This is a genomic window from Xenorhabdus sp. KJ12.1 (assembly GCF_963876495.1).
Taxonomy (GTDB): Bacteria; Pseudomonadota; Gammaproteobacteria; order Enterobacterales; family Enterobacteriaceae; genus Xenorhabdus; species Xenorhabdus stockiae.
In genome coordinates this window covers 128,945-145,606 of sequence record NZ_CAWNQH010000002.1, presented here as the reverse complement: position 1 = coordinate 145,606, position 16,662 = coordinate 128,945, and the positions used below count along the sequence as shown (strand labels likewise).

The following is a 16,662-nucleotide window of genomic DNA, read 5'->3' as shown; positions in this document are numbered from 1 at the left end:
TTAGAAATAGAATAAATTGCGTCCAATTTTTTATTAAAATATCAGTATATTTTTTATATTTTACTTAACCTGTTAAACTACAAAATTATAGGCAAATATAAACAATTTTATTTTACAAACAAACTTTTATAACGAACTATCTATAAATGATAGCAATAACAACGAGTCAATTAATGTTCAATAAGTCACTGTTCCGTTAAGGGTGGGCAGTAAGTGTAGCGATATCATAATTATTTATTTAATATAGCGTCGAAAATAGACATATTGCTTGTGACCCATCCCGACCCCAAAAGAGAAAAATGATGAAAACAACATCCAAGATATTAGTTAGCCTAGCCTGTGTCGTTATGCTCGCCGGCTGTGCCCGCACAACCCCAATTAATACTCAACAAACAACAATCGTGACAAAAAATTCACTGCCTACAGTGAAAAAAGCGATCCTTGAGGCAGGGCAAAAACGTAAATGGATAATGAATGAAGTTTCTCCGGGCGTTATCGACGGATTACTGAATACTCGTGGGCACGAAGTTAAGATACGTATTACTTACACGAATAAAAATTATTCTATTCACTATGTCAGCAGCAAAGGATTAAAGGCTAAAAACGGGAAGATACACCGTAAATATAATATGTGGACTAATACATTGAATAATGACATTCAAGTGCGTTTAGCTACTATGGCCAACCAATAATTTTTGCATGTTACTGACGTATTTCACACGAACGTAGCCCTATTATTATATTAACCCTAATTTAATTAGGGTTTAACTATCCCATTGGATATACGGATATATGACCACTCCCCATAATTACGACAAAGATGATTTAAGTGCGTTTGAAGCAATTACTGAAGCTCAGCGCATTGCTTTTGCACCAATGCTATTTCAGACGGCAATTTGCCTGCGTGATTTTGGTATCTTATCTTTTCTGGATAAACACCATAAAGAGGGAGCAACAAAAGATGAAATCTGTAGTGGTTCAAAATCAGACAGCTATGGAGTAGGTGTTTTATTGGATATGGGGTTAAGTGGCAGAATTATTCTTAAGCGCGATGATCGTTATTTCCTCAGTAAAATTGGTCATTATTTGCTGCATGACAAAATGACTCGCGTCAATATGGATTTTACTCAGGACGTATGTTATCAGGGCTTATTTCATCTGAAAGAATCGCTGCAAGAAAATAAGCCTGCCGGTTTAAAAGTATTTGGTGAATGGTCAACAATTTACCCGGCACTCAGCCAACTACCAGAACCAGCCAAAACAAGCTGGTTTTCATTTGACCATTTTTACTCTGATTCTGCTTTCAATGCAGCATTAAAAGCCATTTTTTCTCTGAACCCCAAATTGATTTATGACGTTGGTGGAAATACAGGAAAATGGGCATTGCGCTGCTGCCAATATGACAGTAAAGTCAGCGTCACTATTCTGGATTTACCCCAGCAAATTGAACTGGCTGAAAAAAATATCCGCAGTCAGGGAATGGCTGAACGTATTTCAGGCCACCCTGTTGATATGTTGTCGGATTGTGAATTACCTAAAGATGCCGATATTTGGTGGATGAGTCAGTTCCTCGACTGTTTTTCCGAAACACAGATTGTTGATATTTTACGTAAGATCGCTGCATCAATGAAACCAGGTGCCAGAGTATGCATCATGGAATTATTCTGGGACTGTCAACCATTTGAAGCGGCTGCTTATAGCCTCAATGCAACTTCGCTTTATTTTACCTGCATGGCAAATGGCAATAGCCGTTTTTATAGTATGGACAATTTTAATCAATTCCTCGATAAAGCCGGATTTGTAGTAGAAAATAAAATTAATCAGTTAGGACTTGGGCATACGCTACTGGTTTGCAAGAAAAAATAATTGACGGTATTTCATGAAATTGACATTGGATATTACAGATTGGCAAGCCGTAGCTCCGGGCCTTTCTGTTCCTGAAGAATGGGAAAAATGGTCTGCCATTTCACCTGCTGCCATAGATGGCTCACACTCTCTAGCAAAATGCTCTCAGCTCCCGATGATGACAGCCCGCCGTCTCAATTCGGGCAGCCGCCTAGCTGTAGATTGTGGTTTAAGCATTTTACGCCGGAATAAAGTGGATGCCATTGTCTATACCAGCCGCCATGGTGAACTGGAGCGCAATTATCAGATACTGATGAATCTGGCACAAACCGAACCTGTTTCCCCGACTAACTTCGCCATGTCAGTTCATAATTCGTCTGTGGGGAATCTCACTATTGTTGCCAAGGCACCGCTGGTTTCTTCTTCAGTTTCTGCCGGAATTGACAGTTTTCAGCAGGGGTTATTTGAAGTTGCGACTCTGCATCATGCTGGTTACAACAAAGTGTTACTTGTCGATTTTGACGGCAAGATCCCCGATTTCTACCACAATGAAATAGATGAAAATACTCCCACCTTTCCATTCGCAGTTGCGTTGCTTTTTGAGCAAGGAAAGAGCTTACATTGTGAAAAGCACCCGTCACCGGAGACAGAGCCTTCCCTTCCCCAAAGCCTTCAGTTTCTACACGGCTGGTTAAACGGAAAACAGCACTTTACCGTAGCTGGAGATCATTGTGCATGGCACTGGAGCAACGGGAGCAACGGGAGCAACGGGAGCAACGGGAGCAAATAGCATGGAAGAAAAGATAATAGGCCGCATCACTGAACGGGCTAACTGGCTCTGGCGTCTGCTGATGACAGGGTTCTGTTTTGCTCTGTTTGGGATTGGTGGGTTATTACTTTCTCTGATCTGGTTTAATTTACTATTGATTTTTCAGCGAAACGCGGAGAAACGGCTCCGTATCGCACGGCGTAGCATCTCAACCTGTTTTCGCCTGTTCCTATTTTTGACCAGAAAACTGGGAGTATTGGATTATCACTTTAATGGTGCAGATAAACTGCGCACAGATAAAGGCTGTCTGATCGTCGCCAATCACCCTACTTTGTTGGATTACGTCATCTTGGCATCGAATCTGCCGGATGTGGATTGCATCGTCAAATCGGCACTGCTACGTAACCCTTTTCTTAGTGGTGTGGTTCGCTCTGCTCGCTATCTCATCAACAGTGATGCCGAAACCTTGCTGCCTGCCTGCCGCGAAAGGCTGACTACCGGTGGCAATATCTTGATTTTTCCGGAAGGAACGCGTACAACGCCCGGTCATCCTATTTCACTCCAGCGCGGTGCTGCCAATATTGCGGTCCGCTGTGAATGTGATGTCCGGATTGTACACATTACATGCAGCCAAAAGATGCTGGATAAAAAAAGTAAGTGGTATCAAATCCCGCCCAAAAAACCGATTTATACCATTACCGTTGGTGAGCAACTCGCCAATGAGGATTTTTCTGCCGATACAGAGAGCGGATACGCTATTGCTGCCCGCCAGCTCAATCGCCAACTTACACAGTTATTAACACCATCAAATTACTAGATGTTGGATACAATAATGCAAGAATCAAACATGCAAGAACTAAACCAAAACTTACAGATCGAAATAAAACAACTAATTATAGACACCCTGAATCTGGAAGATATCACGCCTGCTGATATTGAAACTGAAGCACCTCTGTTCGGTGACGGGCTGGGATTAGACTCCATTGATGCACTGGAGTTAGGTCTGGCGATTAAAACCCGCTATGGCATTGTGCTATCCGCCGAAAGTGAAGATATGCGTCAGCACTTTTCTTCTGTTGCTACATTGTCATCTTATATCCAGTCACAACAGGGATAACAGCAGAGGAACTCATGGAAAAACAAAAAATTTATCAGGAAGTTTCACAACTTTTGGTCAAACTGTTTGAGCTTTCTCCCGAAGATATCACGCCTGATTCACGCCTCTATGAAGATCTGGAACTCGACAGCATTGATGCAGTTGATATGGTTGTTCATTTACAGAAAAAGACAGGGCGTAAAATTAAACCCGAAGCATTCAAATCTGTCCGCACCGTTCAAGATGTGGTGGATGCAGTCGAGCAGCTATTGCAGGAAGAATAATTTCTCTCATCCATACACTTTGAAATATAGGAACATGCTGGGTAGCTAATTGAACCTGTTGATTTTATTGTTTCGTATTGCCAATACCGTGATGTTAATCGCTTGGCCATTTTTGGTATGGGCGATGGTCAGCTATCGGCAATTTAATATCATATTGCCCATTATCATCCTGTTTTTCGTTTTGCGCTTATTACTAAGCCGTAAAACCATAGACAGAAAAAAAGCGGATAAGCAGCAAAACGTAAATTGGAATACGGGCTGGATACTGTCAATTGCCGGAATTTTACTGGGTTTGGCAAGTTTTATCCTGCGTGACCACCAACTTTTGATGTACTACCCAGTTGTCGTGAATATCGTTTTATTTACCCTTTTTGGCGGTTCTCTGTACTACGGGCCTCCTGTTGTGGAAAGGCTGGCCCGGCTCAAAGAGCCGAATTTGCCAACTGAGGGGATCACCTATACGCGCAAGGTGACTTACATCTGGTGCCTATTTTTTATTTTAAATGGCACAATCGCTCTCGGTACTTGCCTGTATAACGATATGACACTGTGGACACTATGGAATGGAATGATCAGTTACCTGTTAATCGGGCTACTTATCGTTATTGAATGGCTGGTACGCCAACGTGTGAAAAAGAGATGAAAACCTTTCCTGTATCCCAATGGTTATCAGCAGGTAATGCCTCTGACAGGCTCATTACCTGGGGCAATCACTGTATCAGACTGAGTACACTCCGACAGGAGGTCACGATACTCTGTCACCGTCTGAGGAACCATACCGCATCTCGCTGGGCATTATGCTTTGATGACAGTTATCATTTCTGTGTTGCTTTGCTGGCTACTCTGCATGCCGGAAAAACACCGGTTATTCCGGGACACTGCCGTGAAGCACAGTTACAGGAACAACAATCCAGCTTTGATGGGGTTCTGACCGATCTGCCCCTAAAATTATCTTGTCCATGCTGGCCTATTTTCTCAGCTCAACAAGACAATATTGTCCCTGAAACAACACTGCCTGATATATCCCCAGATGCAGTACTGGTCATGTTCACTTCAGGCTCCAGCGGCGTACCTAAACAGGTCATCAAACCTGTAACTGTAATGGATCTCGAAACCCAATGGCTGGCCTCTTTATGGCAGGATAGACTGCAATCCTGTGTTATCCGTGCTTCGGTTAGCCACCAGCATTTGTACGGCTTAACTTTCCGAATCTGGCTACCGATGTCTCTTGCTTTGCCATTTGAGCGTAAAATGGTGGAATTTCCTGAACAATTAACCCAATATCCACAGGCCTCTTTGACACGTTACGCTCTGATCAGTAGCCCGGCATTTCTACAACGATTAGATGACACTCTTCCTGCCCCAAACTGCTCTTTCGTAGTTTCAGCCGGAGGGCCATTAAATTTTGCTGATGCAGAGCGGGTCACACAATGGCTAAAGACCATCCCAAATGAAATTTATGGCAGTACCGAAACAGGCATTATAGCCTGGCGAGCTCGCCAGGAAGATCATGCTGTCTGGAAGACATTCGCTGGCGTCTCTTTCCGGCAGGATAAGGAAAATAACTTACGCGTTTACTCCCCTCTACTTTCTGTCGCAGATGGAATGGTTCTGGATGATCGACTGTTATTTGATGAAAAGGGGAACTTCTCACTTCAGGGGCGTCGTGATCGCTTAGTTAAGATCGAAGAAAAACGTATTTCTCTGTCTGAAATTGAGCGTCGTTTATGTGCAATCGATGGGATTATCGATGCCGCAGCACTGATCATCAATCGAGGAAAACGCAACTATATCGGGGCTGTCCTTGTTTTAGATGATGAAGCATTTCAGCACTTCCTCCAACAAGGTAGCGGGAAGTGCTCTCAAAATTGGCGCCGTCAGCTCATTTCCTGGCTGGAACCTGTTGCACTGCCTCGCTACTGGCGAGTAACTACCTCTATTCCCCTGAATGCTCAAAGTAAACGTTCATGGCCTGAGTTACAGGAGCTATTTAATGAAACCTATTGAAACCCATCTTGAGCAACCCACTCAAAACGAGGCCATTATTCGCCTGTATTTAGATCCTGACCTGAGTTGGTTTCGCGGTCACTTTTCCGTTCAAGCACTTTTACCCGGTGTCGCACAGATCGATTGGGTTATGCATTATGCACAGACTTTGCTGGCTCCGGGCTGGAATTGTGCTTCTATTGAGATGGTAAAATTTCAGTTACCTTTACAGCCCGAGGATAATCTACGCCTAAAAATTCACTGGGAAGAAACTAAGCATCAGCTGACTTTTCAGTATGATGTGGAATCCTCCGATAGTGGCGGGTGCAAAACGGCAAGTCAGGGGAAAATCAAATTATGTCGCTGAGCGTCAACACGATTACGCCATGCGTGATTATTCCCTGCTATAACCACGGGGCAACGATGTCCGCTGTCTTGGAACGGTTATCACACTATCAGCTTCACTGCATTATCGTTGATGATGGCAGCGATATAACGACACAGCATTGCCTCGAAAATCTGGCCACAGTAACCCCCGGTGTTACCCTAATCCGCCTTGAACAAAATCAGGGAAAAGGTGGGGCTGTGATTGCTGGAATGCGGGCAGCCGCAAACGCTGGCTATAGTCATGCTCTACAGGTTGATGCAGATGGTCAGCACTGTCTTGAAGATATCCCGCTTTTTTTATCCAAAGCTCAGCAATATCCGGATCGTCTGATTTCCGGCCTGCCACAGTATGACACCTCTGTGCCCAAATCCCGGCTTTACGGGCGTTATATAACGCATTTCTGGGTCTGGGTAGAAACTCTTTCTCTTTCCATTAAAGACAGCATGTGCGGCTTTCGTGTCTACCCACTAGTTGCCACAATCAACTTGCTGACAAAAAAGAATATCGGCCGCAGGATGGACTTTGATATTGAAATCATGGTTCGTCTGTACTGGCAGGGGACGGAAAGTGAATTTGTCCCGACAAAAGTAACTTATCCCGAAAATGGACTCTCCCATTTTCACGCTTTACACGACAATCTCAGCATTTCGTGGATGCACACCCGCCTGTTTTTTTCCATGTTGCCAAGCCTTCCTGCTTTATTATGGCGTAAACGTTCTTTACTTAGCCGTTGGTGGGGTAATCGCCGTCACTGGTCTGATATTAAAGAGCGTAAAGGTTTGTATGGCATGAAGTTTATGCTGACAGTTTACCGCCATCTCGGGCGCAAGCCATTTGAATGGTTACTTTATCCGGTTGTAGGTTATTTCTGGGCAACCGGCGGATTACAGCGTCAGGCATCACAGCAATACCTTACCCGTCTGAAACAGACCATGCAGCACAAAAAGATTGCTATTCCTTCCGGACTTAACAGCTACCGTCATTATTTGCGCTTTGGTGGTGCCATGCTGGATAAAATAGCAAGCTGGCGCGGTGATCTGAAATGGGGCAAAGATATCGAATTTGCCGACGGCGCGGAGGACATTCTTTTAGGTGGCGACTCTCGCGGAAAACTTTTACTGGTTTCTCATCTGGGCGATATCGAAGTTTGCCGGGCACTGGCTCAGCATGCAGGACAGAAGACAATTAATGCTCTGGTGTTTACTGAACATGCCCAGCGTTTTAAGCAAATTATTGAAGAAGTCTCGCCACAAGCGGGCATTAATTTATTGCCAGTGACGGATGTAGGCGCAGATACCGCTATCTCGCTGAAAGAAAAAATTGATGCCGGGGAATGGGTGGCAATTGTCGGTGATCGCATCGCCGTTAATCCATCCCGTATCAGCACGCATAGAGTCACCTGGAGTCAGTTTCTTGGTGATTCAGCACCTTTTCCCCAAGGGCCGTTTATTCTGGCATCCGTATTACGCTGCCCAGTTTTGCTGATGTTTGCTCTTAAGCAAAATCATCGGTTCAGAATTTATTGTGAACCTTTCGCCGAGCCACTAGAGCTTCCACGTAAACAGAGAGAGCAGGCATTACAGCAAGCGGTTGATCACTATGCTTCTCGCCTCGAGCATTATGCTCTGTTATCTCCGCTTGATTGGTTTAACTTTTTCGATTTTTGGCAATTACCTACAAATAAAGCCAAGGAGTAAGGAATGCTGACAGCGCCCCGTTTTAGCAGCGAGGTTGAATTAACCGTACCCTTCCATGACACCGACCCGATGGGCGTAGTCTGGCACGGTAATTATTTTCGTTATTTTGAAATTGCTCGTGAAGCACTGATGGAACAGCTCAATTATGGCTACCGTGAAATGATCGCATCAGGCTATGTCTGGCCGGTTGTTGATGCAAAAATTAAATATCGTCGTCCAATAGAATTCGGTCAGAAAATACGTGTACAAGCCACCATTAAAGAGTTTGAAAACCGTCTGAAGCTGGTTTATCAAATTTTTGATGCTGAGAGCGGCAACAAAACAACGACGGGTTACACCATTCAGGTGGCTGTTGCAGAGAAAACTCAGGAAATGTCCTTTGTCAGCCCGGATATTCTGTTTGAGCGTATGGGAGTCAAACCATGAGAAAGTTCTGGTTGGCAATACTTCTATTATCTATTAATAGCCTAGCTATCAATAACAGTGCTCATGCCGTCACGCTTGAAAAACTGCAACAACGCTTTTCTACACAACCTGTAGTACGGGCCGAGTTCACCCAAGAGCGCCATATTCAGGGAATGCCGCAGCCACTGCATTCCAGCGGTGAGATGCTGGTTGCTCAACATAAAGGACTTTGGTGGCATCAGCAAAAACCTTTTCCTCTCACCTTAGTGCTGGATGACAACCGGATGGTTCAGGCCATCGCAGGGCAAGCACCTCAGGTTATTACTGCGGATTCAAATCCTCAGATGTTTCAGTTCAACCACCTGATGCGAGCGCTATTTCAGGCAGATCGTGCTGTACTGGAAGAAAATTTTAAAATTGAGTTCAAAGAACTAAAACAGGAAACATGGCAACTGGAACTCACACCAAAAACCTCCCCTTTGGATAAACTGTTCACCATCATTACCCTAAAAGGTAAAGACAATCTCAATTCGATTCTGTTGCTCGACAAACAAGGGGATCGCACTGAACTCTTTTTTACCAAACACCGTTTAACACCAGAGATGCTGAGTAATGAAGAAGAGCAACACTTCAAATTTTAATCCGCGTCTGCTGGCACTGTTTTGGCTGCTGATATGCACTATTCTCGTGATTTCATCAGTGATCCTGCTACCACAATCGCGCCTTTCCACCAGCGTGCTGGCACTCTTACCTGCGCAAAGCGCCGGAGATATGCCGCCGGCATTAAAAGATGAATTTATGCAGCGACTTGATCGCCAGTTGGTATGGATGATCAGCCCCGGAACGGAAGAGAATGAAGCTCCAGCTGAGTATTGGCAGAAACAGCTGGAAAAAACACCGTTTCTGACTCATGTCAAAGGGCCGATAAATGCAGAACAACAACAGGAATGGGGTACTTTTTACTATAAGCACCGTAATGCCATGCTTGATCCTGCGACCCGTGACCGGCTGCAATCCGGGGGTACTCAACAGGCAAACTGGATTTTGTCTCAGGTCTATTCAACTTTCTCAGGTGTCAGCGGGCAAGAACTCAGCAATGATCCACTTATGTTGGTCAGGGGGTCGCAGCTAGCTCTTCAGCAGACATCCAGCCGGTTACGGCTACAGCATGGCTGGCTGACAGCCAAAGACGGTACAGGAAGGATCTGGTATCTACTCCATGCTGAACTGAACGGCTCTTCGTTTGATATGCAGCAGGCACATCAGGCTGTCACTGAGCTGAGTAAGCTGGAGCAATCATTGGAAGCTCGTTTCCCTGATGCAAAAGTGATCTCAAGGGGAACTCTGTTTTACAGTGATTATGCCAGTCAGCAGGCAAAACATGATATTTCCACACTGGGCAGTGCAACCGTACTGGGAGTTCTACTGCTGATTTACAGTGTGTTTCGTTCCCTGAAGCCACTGCTGTTGTGTGTTCTCTCTATCAGTATGGGCGCATTGGCGGGCACGGTTGTGACACTGGGTATATTCGGTGAACTTCACTTTATGACACTGGTTATGAGCATCAGTATCATCGGTATTTCTGCCGACTATGCGATTTATTATTTGACTGAACGTATGGTTCACGGGCAAGAAGTTACACCATGGCAAAGTATGTGCAAGGTATTATCTGCTCTGCTAATGGCACTGGCAACAACCGTCATTGCTTATCTGATCATGATGTTTGCTCCCTTCCCCGGTTTACGTCAGCTCGCTGTATTTGCTGCTGCGGGCTTGACCGCTTCTTGCCTGACAGTGATCTGCTGGTATCCCATATTGGCTAAGAATCTGCCTGTTCGCCCAATCCCGGCAATGATCATGCTAATGCGCTGGCTGGCCTTGTGGCGACGTAACAAATTGTTTTACATCGGGCTACCTGTCACTCTGACGCTATTTGCTCTAATCGGTATTTCGCGTTTACACATCAATGATGATATCGCTCAGCTACAAGCACTACCTCAGGATATTCACCAACAGGAAAAACGTATCGCCGAACTGACCGGCCAGAGGAGTGATCAGAAATGGTTTGTTGTTTATGGCGATAACGCAGAACAGACACTACAACGTCTGGAAAATTTTATTCCCCTACTGGAGCTGGAAAAACAGCGCGGTACATTCGAAAACTATCAACGGCTGCCGCTATCTTCTCTTGCTCAACAACAGAAAGATCTGAAGCTACTCAAAGCCGCTGTTCCGAATATCATGGCACATCTGACAGAAACAGGGCTGCCGGTAAAACAGCCGGATTTAGACCCAATGACTGTTATGCCTGATGACTGGCTAAACAGTGTAGTCAGCGAAGGCTGGCGCCTGATGTGGATCACATTGCCAAACGGCCAGACTGGGATTCTGCTTCCGGTAACAGGTGTGAAAGACAGTATTCTTATGCGTCAGTTAGCCGAGAAACAAACCGGTATCAGTTGGGTCGATCGCAAACTGGCATTCGATGAGATGTTCCAGTTTTATCGCACCATACTTGGCTGGCTTCTGGTGGGTTCTATTATCTTAATCGGGGTCAGTTATATGATCAGGCTTGGCCTGCGTCGTGGTGCAGTCAGTATCCTGCCATCTCTGTTATCACTCGGCTGCGCACTGGCTGTTCTTGGCTTCAGCGGCTACAGTCTCAATCTATTCTCAATACTGGCACTGGTGCTGGTTCTGGGGATTGGTATTAACTATACCCTGTTTTTCAGCAATCCTCGTGGTACACCACTGACTTCGCTACTGGCAATCACCGTTGCAATGTGCACGTCACTGCTCACTCTGGGCATGCTTGTATTTAGCAGTACTCAAGCAATCAGTAGTTTTGGCATTGTATTATGTAGCGGAATTTTCACGGCGTTTTTACTTTCACCACTGGCAATGCCTGAACGTCCCAAAAGGAACAAAAAAGCATGATGCGATTATTTATCCTGCCACTGGTATGTCTACTGGCAGCCTGTACTAATTTACCGGAGAATGGCTCCCCCAGAGCATGGCTGAAACCGGGAGTACGTGTCTCATTGCCTGCACCGGGTATCAAGCCAGCCATCAATGAACAACAATTATTGACCGCAACAGTGAAAGGCAAGCAACAGTCATTAATTGTTCTGCTAAACGCCAGTGAAGACCAGCTATCACTGGCTGGCTTATCATCGCTGGGTATTCGCCTGTTCAAACTAACTTACGACCATAATGGCATCCATGCGGAACAATCTCTGGTACTATCGGAAATTCCGCCTGCCAGTCAGGTTCTGGCCGATATCATGCTCAGCTACTGGCCGGTTTATTCATGGCTTCCACTCCTGCCTGAAGGATGGGCGCTACAGGACACGGATAACATCAGACAATTACATGATAATAAAGGTCATTTAATTACTGAAATTCAATATGACACCCAAAATGGCAGACGGTATCCGGTACACGTCCGGCAGTTTATTTTTGGTTATGACATCGCCATTCAGCATTTAGAAGAGTAAAACATGATTTATATTTCTGCCGTAGGCATGCTTAATGCCTTGGGTAATAATGTAGATGACATTGCACAGAATCTGGTTTCCGGGCACGCTCCCGGCATGTATGCGCGCTCAGGCTGGTTACAGCCTGATAAAATCTGCTGTCTGGGAGGCGTTGATGCTGAATTGCCTACTATTCCCCCACATTTGCATCAGCATAATAGCCGCAACAACCAGCTGTTACTGGCAGCCTTAATGCAGATAAAACCCCAAGTGGATAAAGCCATAGCGCAATATGGACGGGAGCGGATCGCCGTCATTATGGGAACCAGTACTTCCGGCCTTAACGAAGGTGATACCCATGTCAACCGGACAGTTAACCAACAGCCCAATGAATCTTATCACTATTATCAGCAGGAGCTGGGAGATCCTTCCCGATTTATTGCCAATTACCTTGAACTAACAGGGCCGGCTTTTACCATTTCCACCGCCTGCTCATCCAGTTCACGGGCGATTATCAGTGGTCAACGTCTCATTGAGATGGGAATGGCAGATGTGGCCATTGTGGGAGGTGCCGATACCCTTAGCCGTATGCCGATCAACGGCTTCAATAGCCTTGAGGCTCTCTCGGAAACATTGTGTGAACCCTTTTGCCAGGATCGTCAGGGCATCACTATCGGCGAAGCCTCTACCCTGCTACTGCTGACACGGGAAGCCCACTCCGTAGCACTGCTTGGTGCAGGGGAATCTAGTGATGCATGGCATATGTCAGCCCCTCATCCTGAAGGAAAGGGTGCCGCTGAAGCTATCAATATGGCATTGAGTAATGCAGGACTCTCCACACAAGAGATTGGCTATATCAACCTGCACGGAACGGGAACAAAACTCAATGACCAGATGGAATCACTGATCATCAATCAGCTCTTTGGCGAGCGTACCCCATGCAGTTCAACCAAGCATTTGACAGGCCATACTCTCGGTGCCGCAGGAGCCTGTGAAGCTGGTTTGTGCTGGTTGTTGCTAAGCCGGAAATTACCATTACCAGCACAGGATTTCTCCCGTTCGGGAGTAGATACTTCGTTGGCAAGCTGCGGCCTTCTGACACAACCTGTGCTGTTAGAAAAACCGGTTGTCATGTCCAACTCCTTTGCTTTTGGCGGAAATAACACCAGTCTGATTCTGGGAGCTGTATAATGTCTGACTACTCACCCGCTCACTCTTATTTACCTATCCATCACTATATCCCCCACGAAGCGCCGATGGTGTTGTTGGAAAAGGTTATAAGTGTTTCCAGTGAAAGCGTACATTGTCAGGTAACAGTTAACCATGAAGGCGTACTGGCACCTTTCCTTAACGCAGAAAAGAATCTGCCAAACTGGTTTGCCATTGAAATGATGGCACAAACTATCGGAGTTTGGTCTGGCTGGCATCGCAAAGAACGGCAGGAAGAAGATTCATCTCTGGGTATGCTGCTTGGCGGTAGGGCAGTGCGCAGTCAGGTTTCTGAGTTCACATACGGCAGTATTTTGGATATTCGAATGAATCTGTTATTGCAGGATGAAAAATTCGGTAGTTTTGAAGGTGAAGTCAGCTGTAACGGTACCGTACTGGTAACAGGCCGACTGAATACCTATCAACCAGAAAAAGAAGAACTTAAACAATTATTTAAACGGGGTGGAGCAGTATAATGCGTTCAGTTTTAGTCACTGGTGCCAGCAAAGGGATCGGCAGGGCAATCGCCTGCCAATTAGCAGCAGATGGGTTCACCACTATTGTTCACTATCATCGCGATGCGAAAGGTGCAGAAGCAACGCTGGAACAGATCCAGGCTAACGGTGGCAACGGACGGATATTAAGTTTTGATATCTCAGATCGCGATGCCTGCCGTACAACATTAGAAAAAGATATCGAAATACACGGTGCTTACTACGGCATTGTTTGTAATGCTGGTATCGCTAAAGATGGAGCATTCCCAGCGCTTGACGGAAGTGACTGGGATGGTGTCATTCATACTAATCTGGATGGTTTTTACAACGTGATACACCCCTGCGTGATGCCAATGATTGGACTACGTCAGGGTGGTCGTATTATCACGTTGTCATCCGTTTCCGGTTTGATGGGGAACCGTGGACAAGTCAACTATAGTGCTGCTAAGGCCGGTATTATTGGCGCAACTAAAGCGCTTGCCATCGAACTGGCAAAACGAAAAATCACCGTGAACTGTATTGCACCAGGATTAATCGATACCGATATGATCCAAATTGAAGAAATCGCTTTAAAAGAAGCTATGAATATGATCCCTATGAAACGTATGGGACAAGCAGATGAAGTTGCCGGGCTTGCCAGCTATTTAATGTCTGATATTGCAGGTTACGTCACCCGTCAGGTAATTTCGGTCAACGGAGGAATGCTATGACACGCAGAGTCGTCATTACAGGAATGGGTGGGATCACAGCTTTGGGGCACGACTGGCAATCGGTCTCCTCTGGGTTAAAATCCAGCGTGAATGCAGTGCAGCAAATGCCAGAATGGGCAGAATATGATGGGCTTAATACTCATCTTGGAGCTCCCGTTACTGATTTTACTTTGCCTGATCACTATACCCGCAAACGTATCCGCTCTATGGGACGTGTTTCACTGATGTCCACTCGGGCAACTGAGCTGGCACTTGAAATGGCAGGGCTAATTGGCGATCCCATCCTGACAAATGGTGAAACCGGTATTGCTTATGGTTCCTCAACAGGCAGTACTAAACCCGTCAGTGAATTCGCTACCATGCTGACCGAAAAACACACCAATAATATTACAGGTACAACTTATGTGCAGATGATGCCTCATACTACTGCAGTCAACACCGGCTTGTTTTTCGGGCTGCGTGGCAGAGTTATTCCAACCTCAAGCGCCTGTACCTCTGGCAGTCAGGCCATCGGTTATGCATGGGAAGCTATTCGTAATGGTTATCAGACGGTAATGGTTGCTGGTGGTGCAGAAGAATTGTGTCCATCAGAAGCCGCTGTATTTGATACGCTATTCGCCACCAGCCAGAAAAATAGCAAACCAAAAACAACACCTTCCCCATTTGATGCTAATCGTGACGGTCTGGTAATTGGCGAAGGCGCAGGTACCCTTATTCTCGAAGAACTGGAACATGCTAAAGCACGTGGTGCCAAAATTTACGGTGAGATTATCGGGTTTGCCACTAACTGTGATGCCTCCCATATCACCCAGCCAAAATCAGAAACGATGCAAATCTGTATGGAAATGGCGCTGAAATCAGCCAGGCTTCAACCTGTGGATATTGGTTATATCAGCGCTCACGGTACAGCAACCGAGCGTGGAGATGTCGCGGAAAGTCAGGCCACTGCTAACATCTTTGGTAACAGAACGCCGATCTCATCACTGAAAAGCTATTTCGGTCACACATTGGGCGCCTGCGGTGCTCTGGAAGCATGGCTCAGTATTGAAATGATGAATGAAGGCTGGTTCGCACCGACCATCAACCTTAATGAAGTTGATCCGGCTTGCGGTGAACTGGACTACATTATACACCAGCCGCGTTCAATCCAGACTGAGTTTATCCAAAGCAATAACTTTGCTTTCGGCGGGATTAATACTTCACTGGTGATCAAGCGTTGGTGATGATTTAAATGGAAAAACAAGAAGTCGAATTGAAGTTAAAATGATACTTCTTGTTTTTATCCTACACAGACTAAACACAAAATATAGCGCACAATACTACAGCTCAATAACTCTTTGACGCAGAAATTCCTTATCTTTATCCGCATCAACAATATGCATCTTCTTATGGCAATTTGGACACAATGCGACCGTGTTTTCTATCGTGTCTAACCCCCCTTTTGAAAGCCATTCAATATGATGAGTTTCTAAATAGGGCTCTCCTTGTAAATTACAAAACGGTGCAGGAACTAAACAAAGCTGACAGACACCTTTGGCTATGCGTTTCGCGTATTCAGCTACATATTCATTACGTTCATATCGAATAGAAACTTGAGTAGAACTTCCCGGAAGCTTACGTGCGTATTTAGCCCGTTTTTGAAGCTCATCCAAACTAATTTTTTTTGCCTTACGTATTTTATGCTCATAGATAGAGCAAATATCATCTTTTGAGACAATACGCTTTCCTGTTACTAATTTAATCGGGAATACATAAACTAAGCGCTCATTTCCTTCGATATCTGGTTGTTTCTCGGTGTATGTCTCATCCGCTAACTCAACTTCCCCGACATAAGTGTATTTTTTATCTTTAAACACCTCGAACAAGTGAATTTTTACACCATTATATTTAGACTCAAAAAGAGTCTTATTCTGGCTAAATGTTAAGCTTTGATCACCCTTAGACCCCATACCCGTATAATGGAGAATATTTCCATCCCACCTATCGTCATAAATAGATTTTATGTGATTAGAAACAAGTATTAAGGTGTTTTTTCCATGTGATCGACGCATTCCACCTTGTGGACTGCAACCAAAAATCTCACAAACTTGTTTATTATTGAATTCATCACCTGATTTAAGTGCGTTGATTTTTTTCATTGGGTTATCTCATTACATTTTCAACCGAATTTAAGAGCTATAAAATCGGGATAGCATATGCCACATAGTAATTTTAATGATCTCTTATAATAATTAGACTATTAACTTTAATACTAAACTTATGGTTAGCCAAACCCAATTAATTCATTATAAAACAATAAATTA

19 protein-coding genes are annotated in these 16,662 nt (G+C 45.0%); 18 read left to right on the top strand and 1 reads right to left on the bottom strand.

Going from position 1 to position 16,662, the window contains the following annotated elements:
• The first annotated feature begins 299 nt into the window (after window positions 1–299).
• The 18 genes from AACS92_RS01965 to AACS92_RS01880 all read left to right on the top strand — a co-directional run bounded on the left by AACS92_RS01965 (window position 300) and on the right by AACS92_RS01880 (window position 15,582).
• The gene (locus tag AACS92_RS01965; protein ID WP_241537924.1) at window positions 300–692 is read left to right on the top strand and encodes a hypothetical protein; all 393 of its coding nucleotides are present in this window, start codon (window positions 300–302) and stop codon (window positions 690–692) included.
• Window positions 693–792: 100 nt separating this feature from the next.
• On the top strand, window positions 793–1,866 hold the full coding sequence (locus AACS92_RS01960; protein WP_099109699.1) for a methyltransferase: 1,074 nt from the start codon (window positions 793–795) through the stop codon (window positions 1,864–1,866).
• Between the two features lie 13 nt (window positions 1,867–1,879).
• On the top strand, window positions 1,880–2,635 hold the full coding sequence (locus AACS92_RS01955; RefSeq protein ID WP_099109698.1) for a beta-ketoacyl synthase chain length factor: 756 nt from the start codon (window positions 1,880–1,882) through the stop codon (window positions 2,633–2,635).
• Window positions 2,636–2,651: 16 nt separating this feature from the next.
• Window positions 2,652–3,431: a lysophospholipid acyltransferase family protein gene (locus tag AACS92_RS01950; RefSeq protein ID WP_369800385.1), complete on the top strand. Its 780-nt coding sequence runs from the start codon at window positions 2,652–2,654 to the stop codon at window positions 3,429–3,431.
• Window positions 3,432–3,461: 30 nt separating this feature from the next.
• Window positions 3,462–3,731 (top strand): phosphopantetheine-binding protein, encoded by a 270-nt coding sequence (locus AACS92_RS01945; protein WP_099109721.1) that lies wholly within the window; start codon window positions 3,462–3,464, stop codon window positions 3,729–3,731.
• Between the two features lie 14 nt (window positions 3,732–3,745).
• On the top strand, window positions 3,746–3,994 hold the full coding sequence (locus tag AACS92_RS01940; RefSeq protein ID WP_099109696.1) for an acyl carrier protein: 249 nt from the start codon (window positions 3,746–3,748) through the stop codon (window positions 3,992–3,994).
• Between the two features lie 91 nt (window positions 3,995–4,085).
• Entirely contained in the window at window positions 4,086–4,637 is a 552-nt protein-coding gene (locus tag AACS92_RS01935) for a hypothetical protein (protein WP_099109720.1), read from the top strand.
• On the top strand, window positions 4,634–6,001 hold the full coding sequence (locus AACS92_RS01930; RefSeq protein ID WP_099109695.1) for an acyl-CoA synthetase: 1,368 nt from the start codon (window positions 4,634–4,636) through the stop codon (window positions 5,999–6,001). Before AACS92_RS01935 ends, AACS92_RS01930 begins: the two co-directional genes overlap by 4 nt.
• A complete protein-coding gene (locus AACS92_RS01925; RefSeq protein WP_099109694.1) occupies window positions 5,988–6,347 on the top strand; it encodes an ApeI family dehydratase in 360 nt (119 codons plus the stop codon). The genes AACS92_RS01930 and AACS92_RS01925 overlap by 14 nt, the downstream gene beginning before the upstream one ends.
• Complete coding sequence (locus tag AACS92_RS01920; RefSeq protein ID WP_099109693.1) at window positions 6,338–8,065, top strand: glycosyltransferase family 2 protein; 1,728 nt, start codon at window positions 6,338–6,340, stop codon at window positions 8,063–8,065. Before AACS92_RS01925 ends, AACS92_RS01920 begins: the two co-directional genes overlap by 10 nt.
• A gap of 3 nt (window positions 8,066–8,068) precedes the next feature.
• Window positions 8,069–8,491 carry an acyl-CoA thioesterase gene (locus AACS92_RS01915; RefSeq protein ID WP_099109692.1) on the top strand — a complete coding sequence of 141 codons (423 nt, stop codon included), beginning with the start codon at window positions 8,069–8,071 and terminating at the stop codon, window positions 8,489–8,491.
• Window positions 8,488–9,111: a LolA family protein gene (locus AACS92_RS01910; RefSeq protein WP_099109691.1), complete on the top strand. Its 624-nt coding sequence runs from the start codon at window positions 8,488–8,490 to the stop codon at window positions 9,109–9,111. Before AACS92_RS01915 ends, AACS92_RS01910 begins: the two co-directional genes overlap by 4 nt.
• Window positions 9,083–11,407 (top strand): MMPL family transporter, encoded by a 2,325-nt coding sequence (locus AACS92_RS01905; RefSeq protein WP_099109690.1) that lies wholly within the window; start codon window positions 9,083–9,085, stop codon window positions 11,405–11,407. Before AACS92_RS01910 ends, AACS92_RS01905 begins: the two co-directional genes overlap by 29 nt.
• On the top strand, window positions 11,404–11,967 hold the full coding sequence (locus AACS92_RS01900) for a DUF3261 domain-containing protein (protein ID WP_099109689.1): 564 nt from the start codon (window positions 11,404–11,406) through the stop codon (window positions 11,965–11,967). The genes AACS92_RS01905 and AACS92_RS01900 overlap by 4 nt, the downstream gene beginning before the upstream one ends.
• 3 nt (window positions 11,968–11,970) lie before the next feature.
• Entirely contained in the window at window positions 11,971–13,137 is a 1,167-nt protein-coding gene (locus AACS92_RS01895; protein WP_099109688.1) for a beta-ketoacyl-[acyl-carrier-protein] synthase family protein, read from the top strand.
• Window positions 13,137–13,631: an ApeP family dehydratase gene (locus AACS92_RS01890; RefSeq protein WP_099109687.1), complete on the top strand. Its 495-nt coding sequence runs from the start codon at window positions 13,137–13,139 to the stop codon at window positions 13,629–13,631. The genes AACS92_RS01895 and AACS92_RS01890 overlap by 1 nt, the downstream gene beginning before the upstream one ends.
• A complete protein-coding gene (locus AACS92_RS01885; RefSeq protein WP_099109686.1) occupies window positions 13,628–14,359 on the top strand; it encodes a 3-ketoacyl-ACP reductase FabG2 in 732 nt (243 codons plus the stop codon). Before AACS92_RS01890 ends, AACS92_RS01885 begins: the two co-directional genes overlap by 4 nt.
• Window positions 14,356–15,582 (top strand): beta-ketoacyl-ACP synthase, encoded by a 1,227-nt coding sequence (locus AACS92_RS01880; protein WP_099109685.1) that lies wholly within the window; start codon window positions 14,356–14,358, stop codon window positions 15,580–15,582. The genes AACS92_RS01885 and AACS92_RS01880 overlap by 4 nt, the downstream gene beginning before the upstream one ends.
• 96 nt (window positions 15,583–15,678) lie before the next feature.
• Here the strand turns inward: AACS92_RS01880 and AACS92_RS01875 are convergent, their stop codons facing one another.
• Entirely contained in the window at window positions 15,679–16,497 is an 819-nt protein-coding gene (locus tag AACS92_RS01875; RefSeq protein WP_099109684.1) for an HNH endonuclease, read from the bottom strand.
• Window positions 16,498–16,662 lie beyond the last annotated feature (165 nt).

Excerpts from the sequence above, each read along its gene's own strand:
- AACS92_RS01965 (WP_241537924.1), top strand. The coding sequence starts at position 300 with ATGATGAAAACAACATCCAAGATATTAGTTAGCCTAGCCTGTGTCGTT.
- AACS92_RS01960 (WP_099109699.1), top strand. The coding sequence starts at position 793 with ATGACCACTCCCCATAATTACGACAAAGATGATTTAAGTGCGTTTGAA.
- AACS92_RS01955 (WP_099109698.1), top strand. The coding sequence starts at position 1,880 with ATGAAATTGACATTGGATATTACAGATTGGCAAGCCGTAGCTCCGGGC.
- AACS92_RS01945 (WP_099109721.1), top strand. The coding sequence starts at position 3,462 with ATGCAAGAACTAAACCAAAACTTACAGATCGAAATAAAACAACTAATT.
- AACS92_RS01940 (WP_099109696.1), top strand. The coding sequence starts at position 3,746 with ATGGAAAAACAAAAAATTTATCAGGAAGTTTCACAACTTTTGGTCAAA.
- AACS92_RS01935 (WP_099109720.1), top strand. The coding sequence starts at position 4,086 with ATGTTAATCGCTTGGCCATTTTTGGTATGGGCGATGGTCAGCTATCGG.
- AACS92_RS01930 (WP_099109695.1), top strand. The coding sequence starts at position 4,634 with ATGAAAACCTTTCCTGTATCCCAATGGTTATCAGCAGGTAATGCCTCT.
- AACS92_RS01925 (WP_099109694.1), top strand. The coding sequence starts at position 5,988 with ATGAAACCTATTGAAACCCATCTTGAGCAACCCACTCAAAACGAGGCC.
- AACS92_RS01920 (WP_099109693.1), top strand. The coding sequence starts at position 6,338 with ATGTCGCTGAGCGTCAACACGATTACGCCATGCGTGATTATTCCCTGC.
- AACS92_RS01915 (WP_099109692.1), top strand. The coding sequence starts at position 8,069 with ATGCTGACAGCGCCCCGTTTTAGCAGCGAGGTTGAATTAACCGTACCC.
- AACS92_RS01910 (WP_099109691.1), top strand. The coding sequence starts at position 8,488 with ATGAGAAAGTTCTGGTTGGCAATACTTCTATTATCTATTAATAGCCTA.
- AACS92_RS01905 (WP_099109690.1), top strand. The coding sequence starts at position 9,083 with ATGAAGAAGAGCAACACTTCAAATTTTAATCCGCGTCTGCTGGCACTG.
- AACS92_RS01900 (WP_099109689.1), top strand. The coding sequence starts at position 11,404 with ATGATGCGATTATTTATCCTGCCACTGGTATGTCTACTGGCAGCCTGT.
- AACS92_RS01895 (WP_099109688.1), top strand. The coding sequence starts at position 11,971 with ATGATTTATATTTCTGCCGTAGGCATGCTTAATGCCTTGGGTAATAAT.
- AACS92_RS01890 (WP_099109687.1), top strand. The coding sequence starts at position 13,137 with ATGTCTGACTACTCACCCGCTCACTCTTATTTACCTATCCATCACTAT.
- AACS92_RS01880 (WP_099109685.1), top strand. The coding sequence starts at position 14,356 with ATGACACGCAGAGTCGTCATTACAGGAATGGGTGGGATCACAGCTTTG.
- AACS92_RS01875 (WP_099109684.1), bottom strand. The coding sequence starts at position 16,497 with ATGAAAAAAATCAACGCACTTAAATCAGGTGATGAATTCAATAATAAA.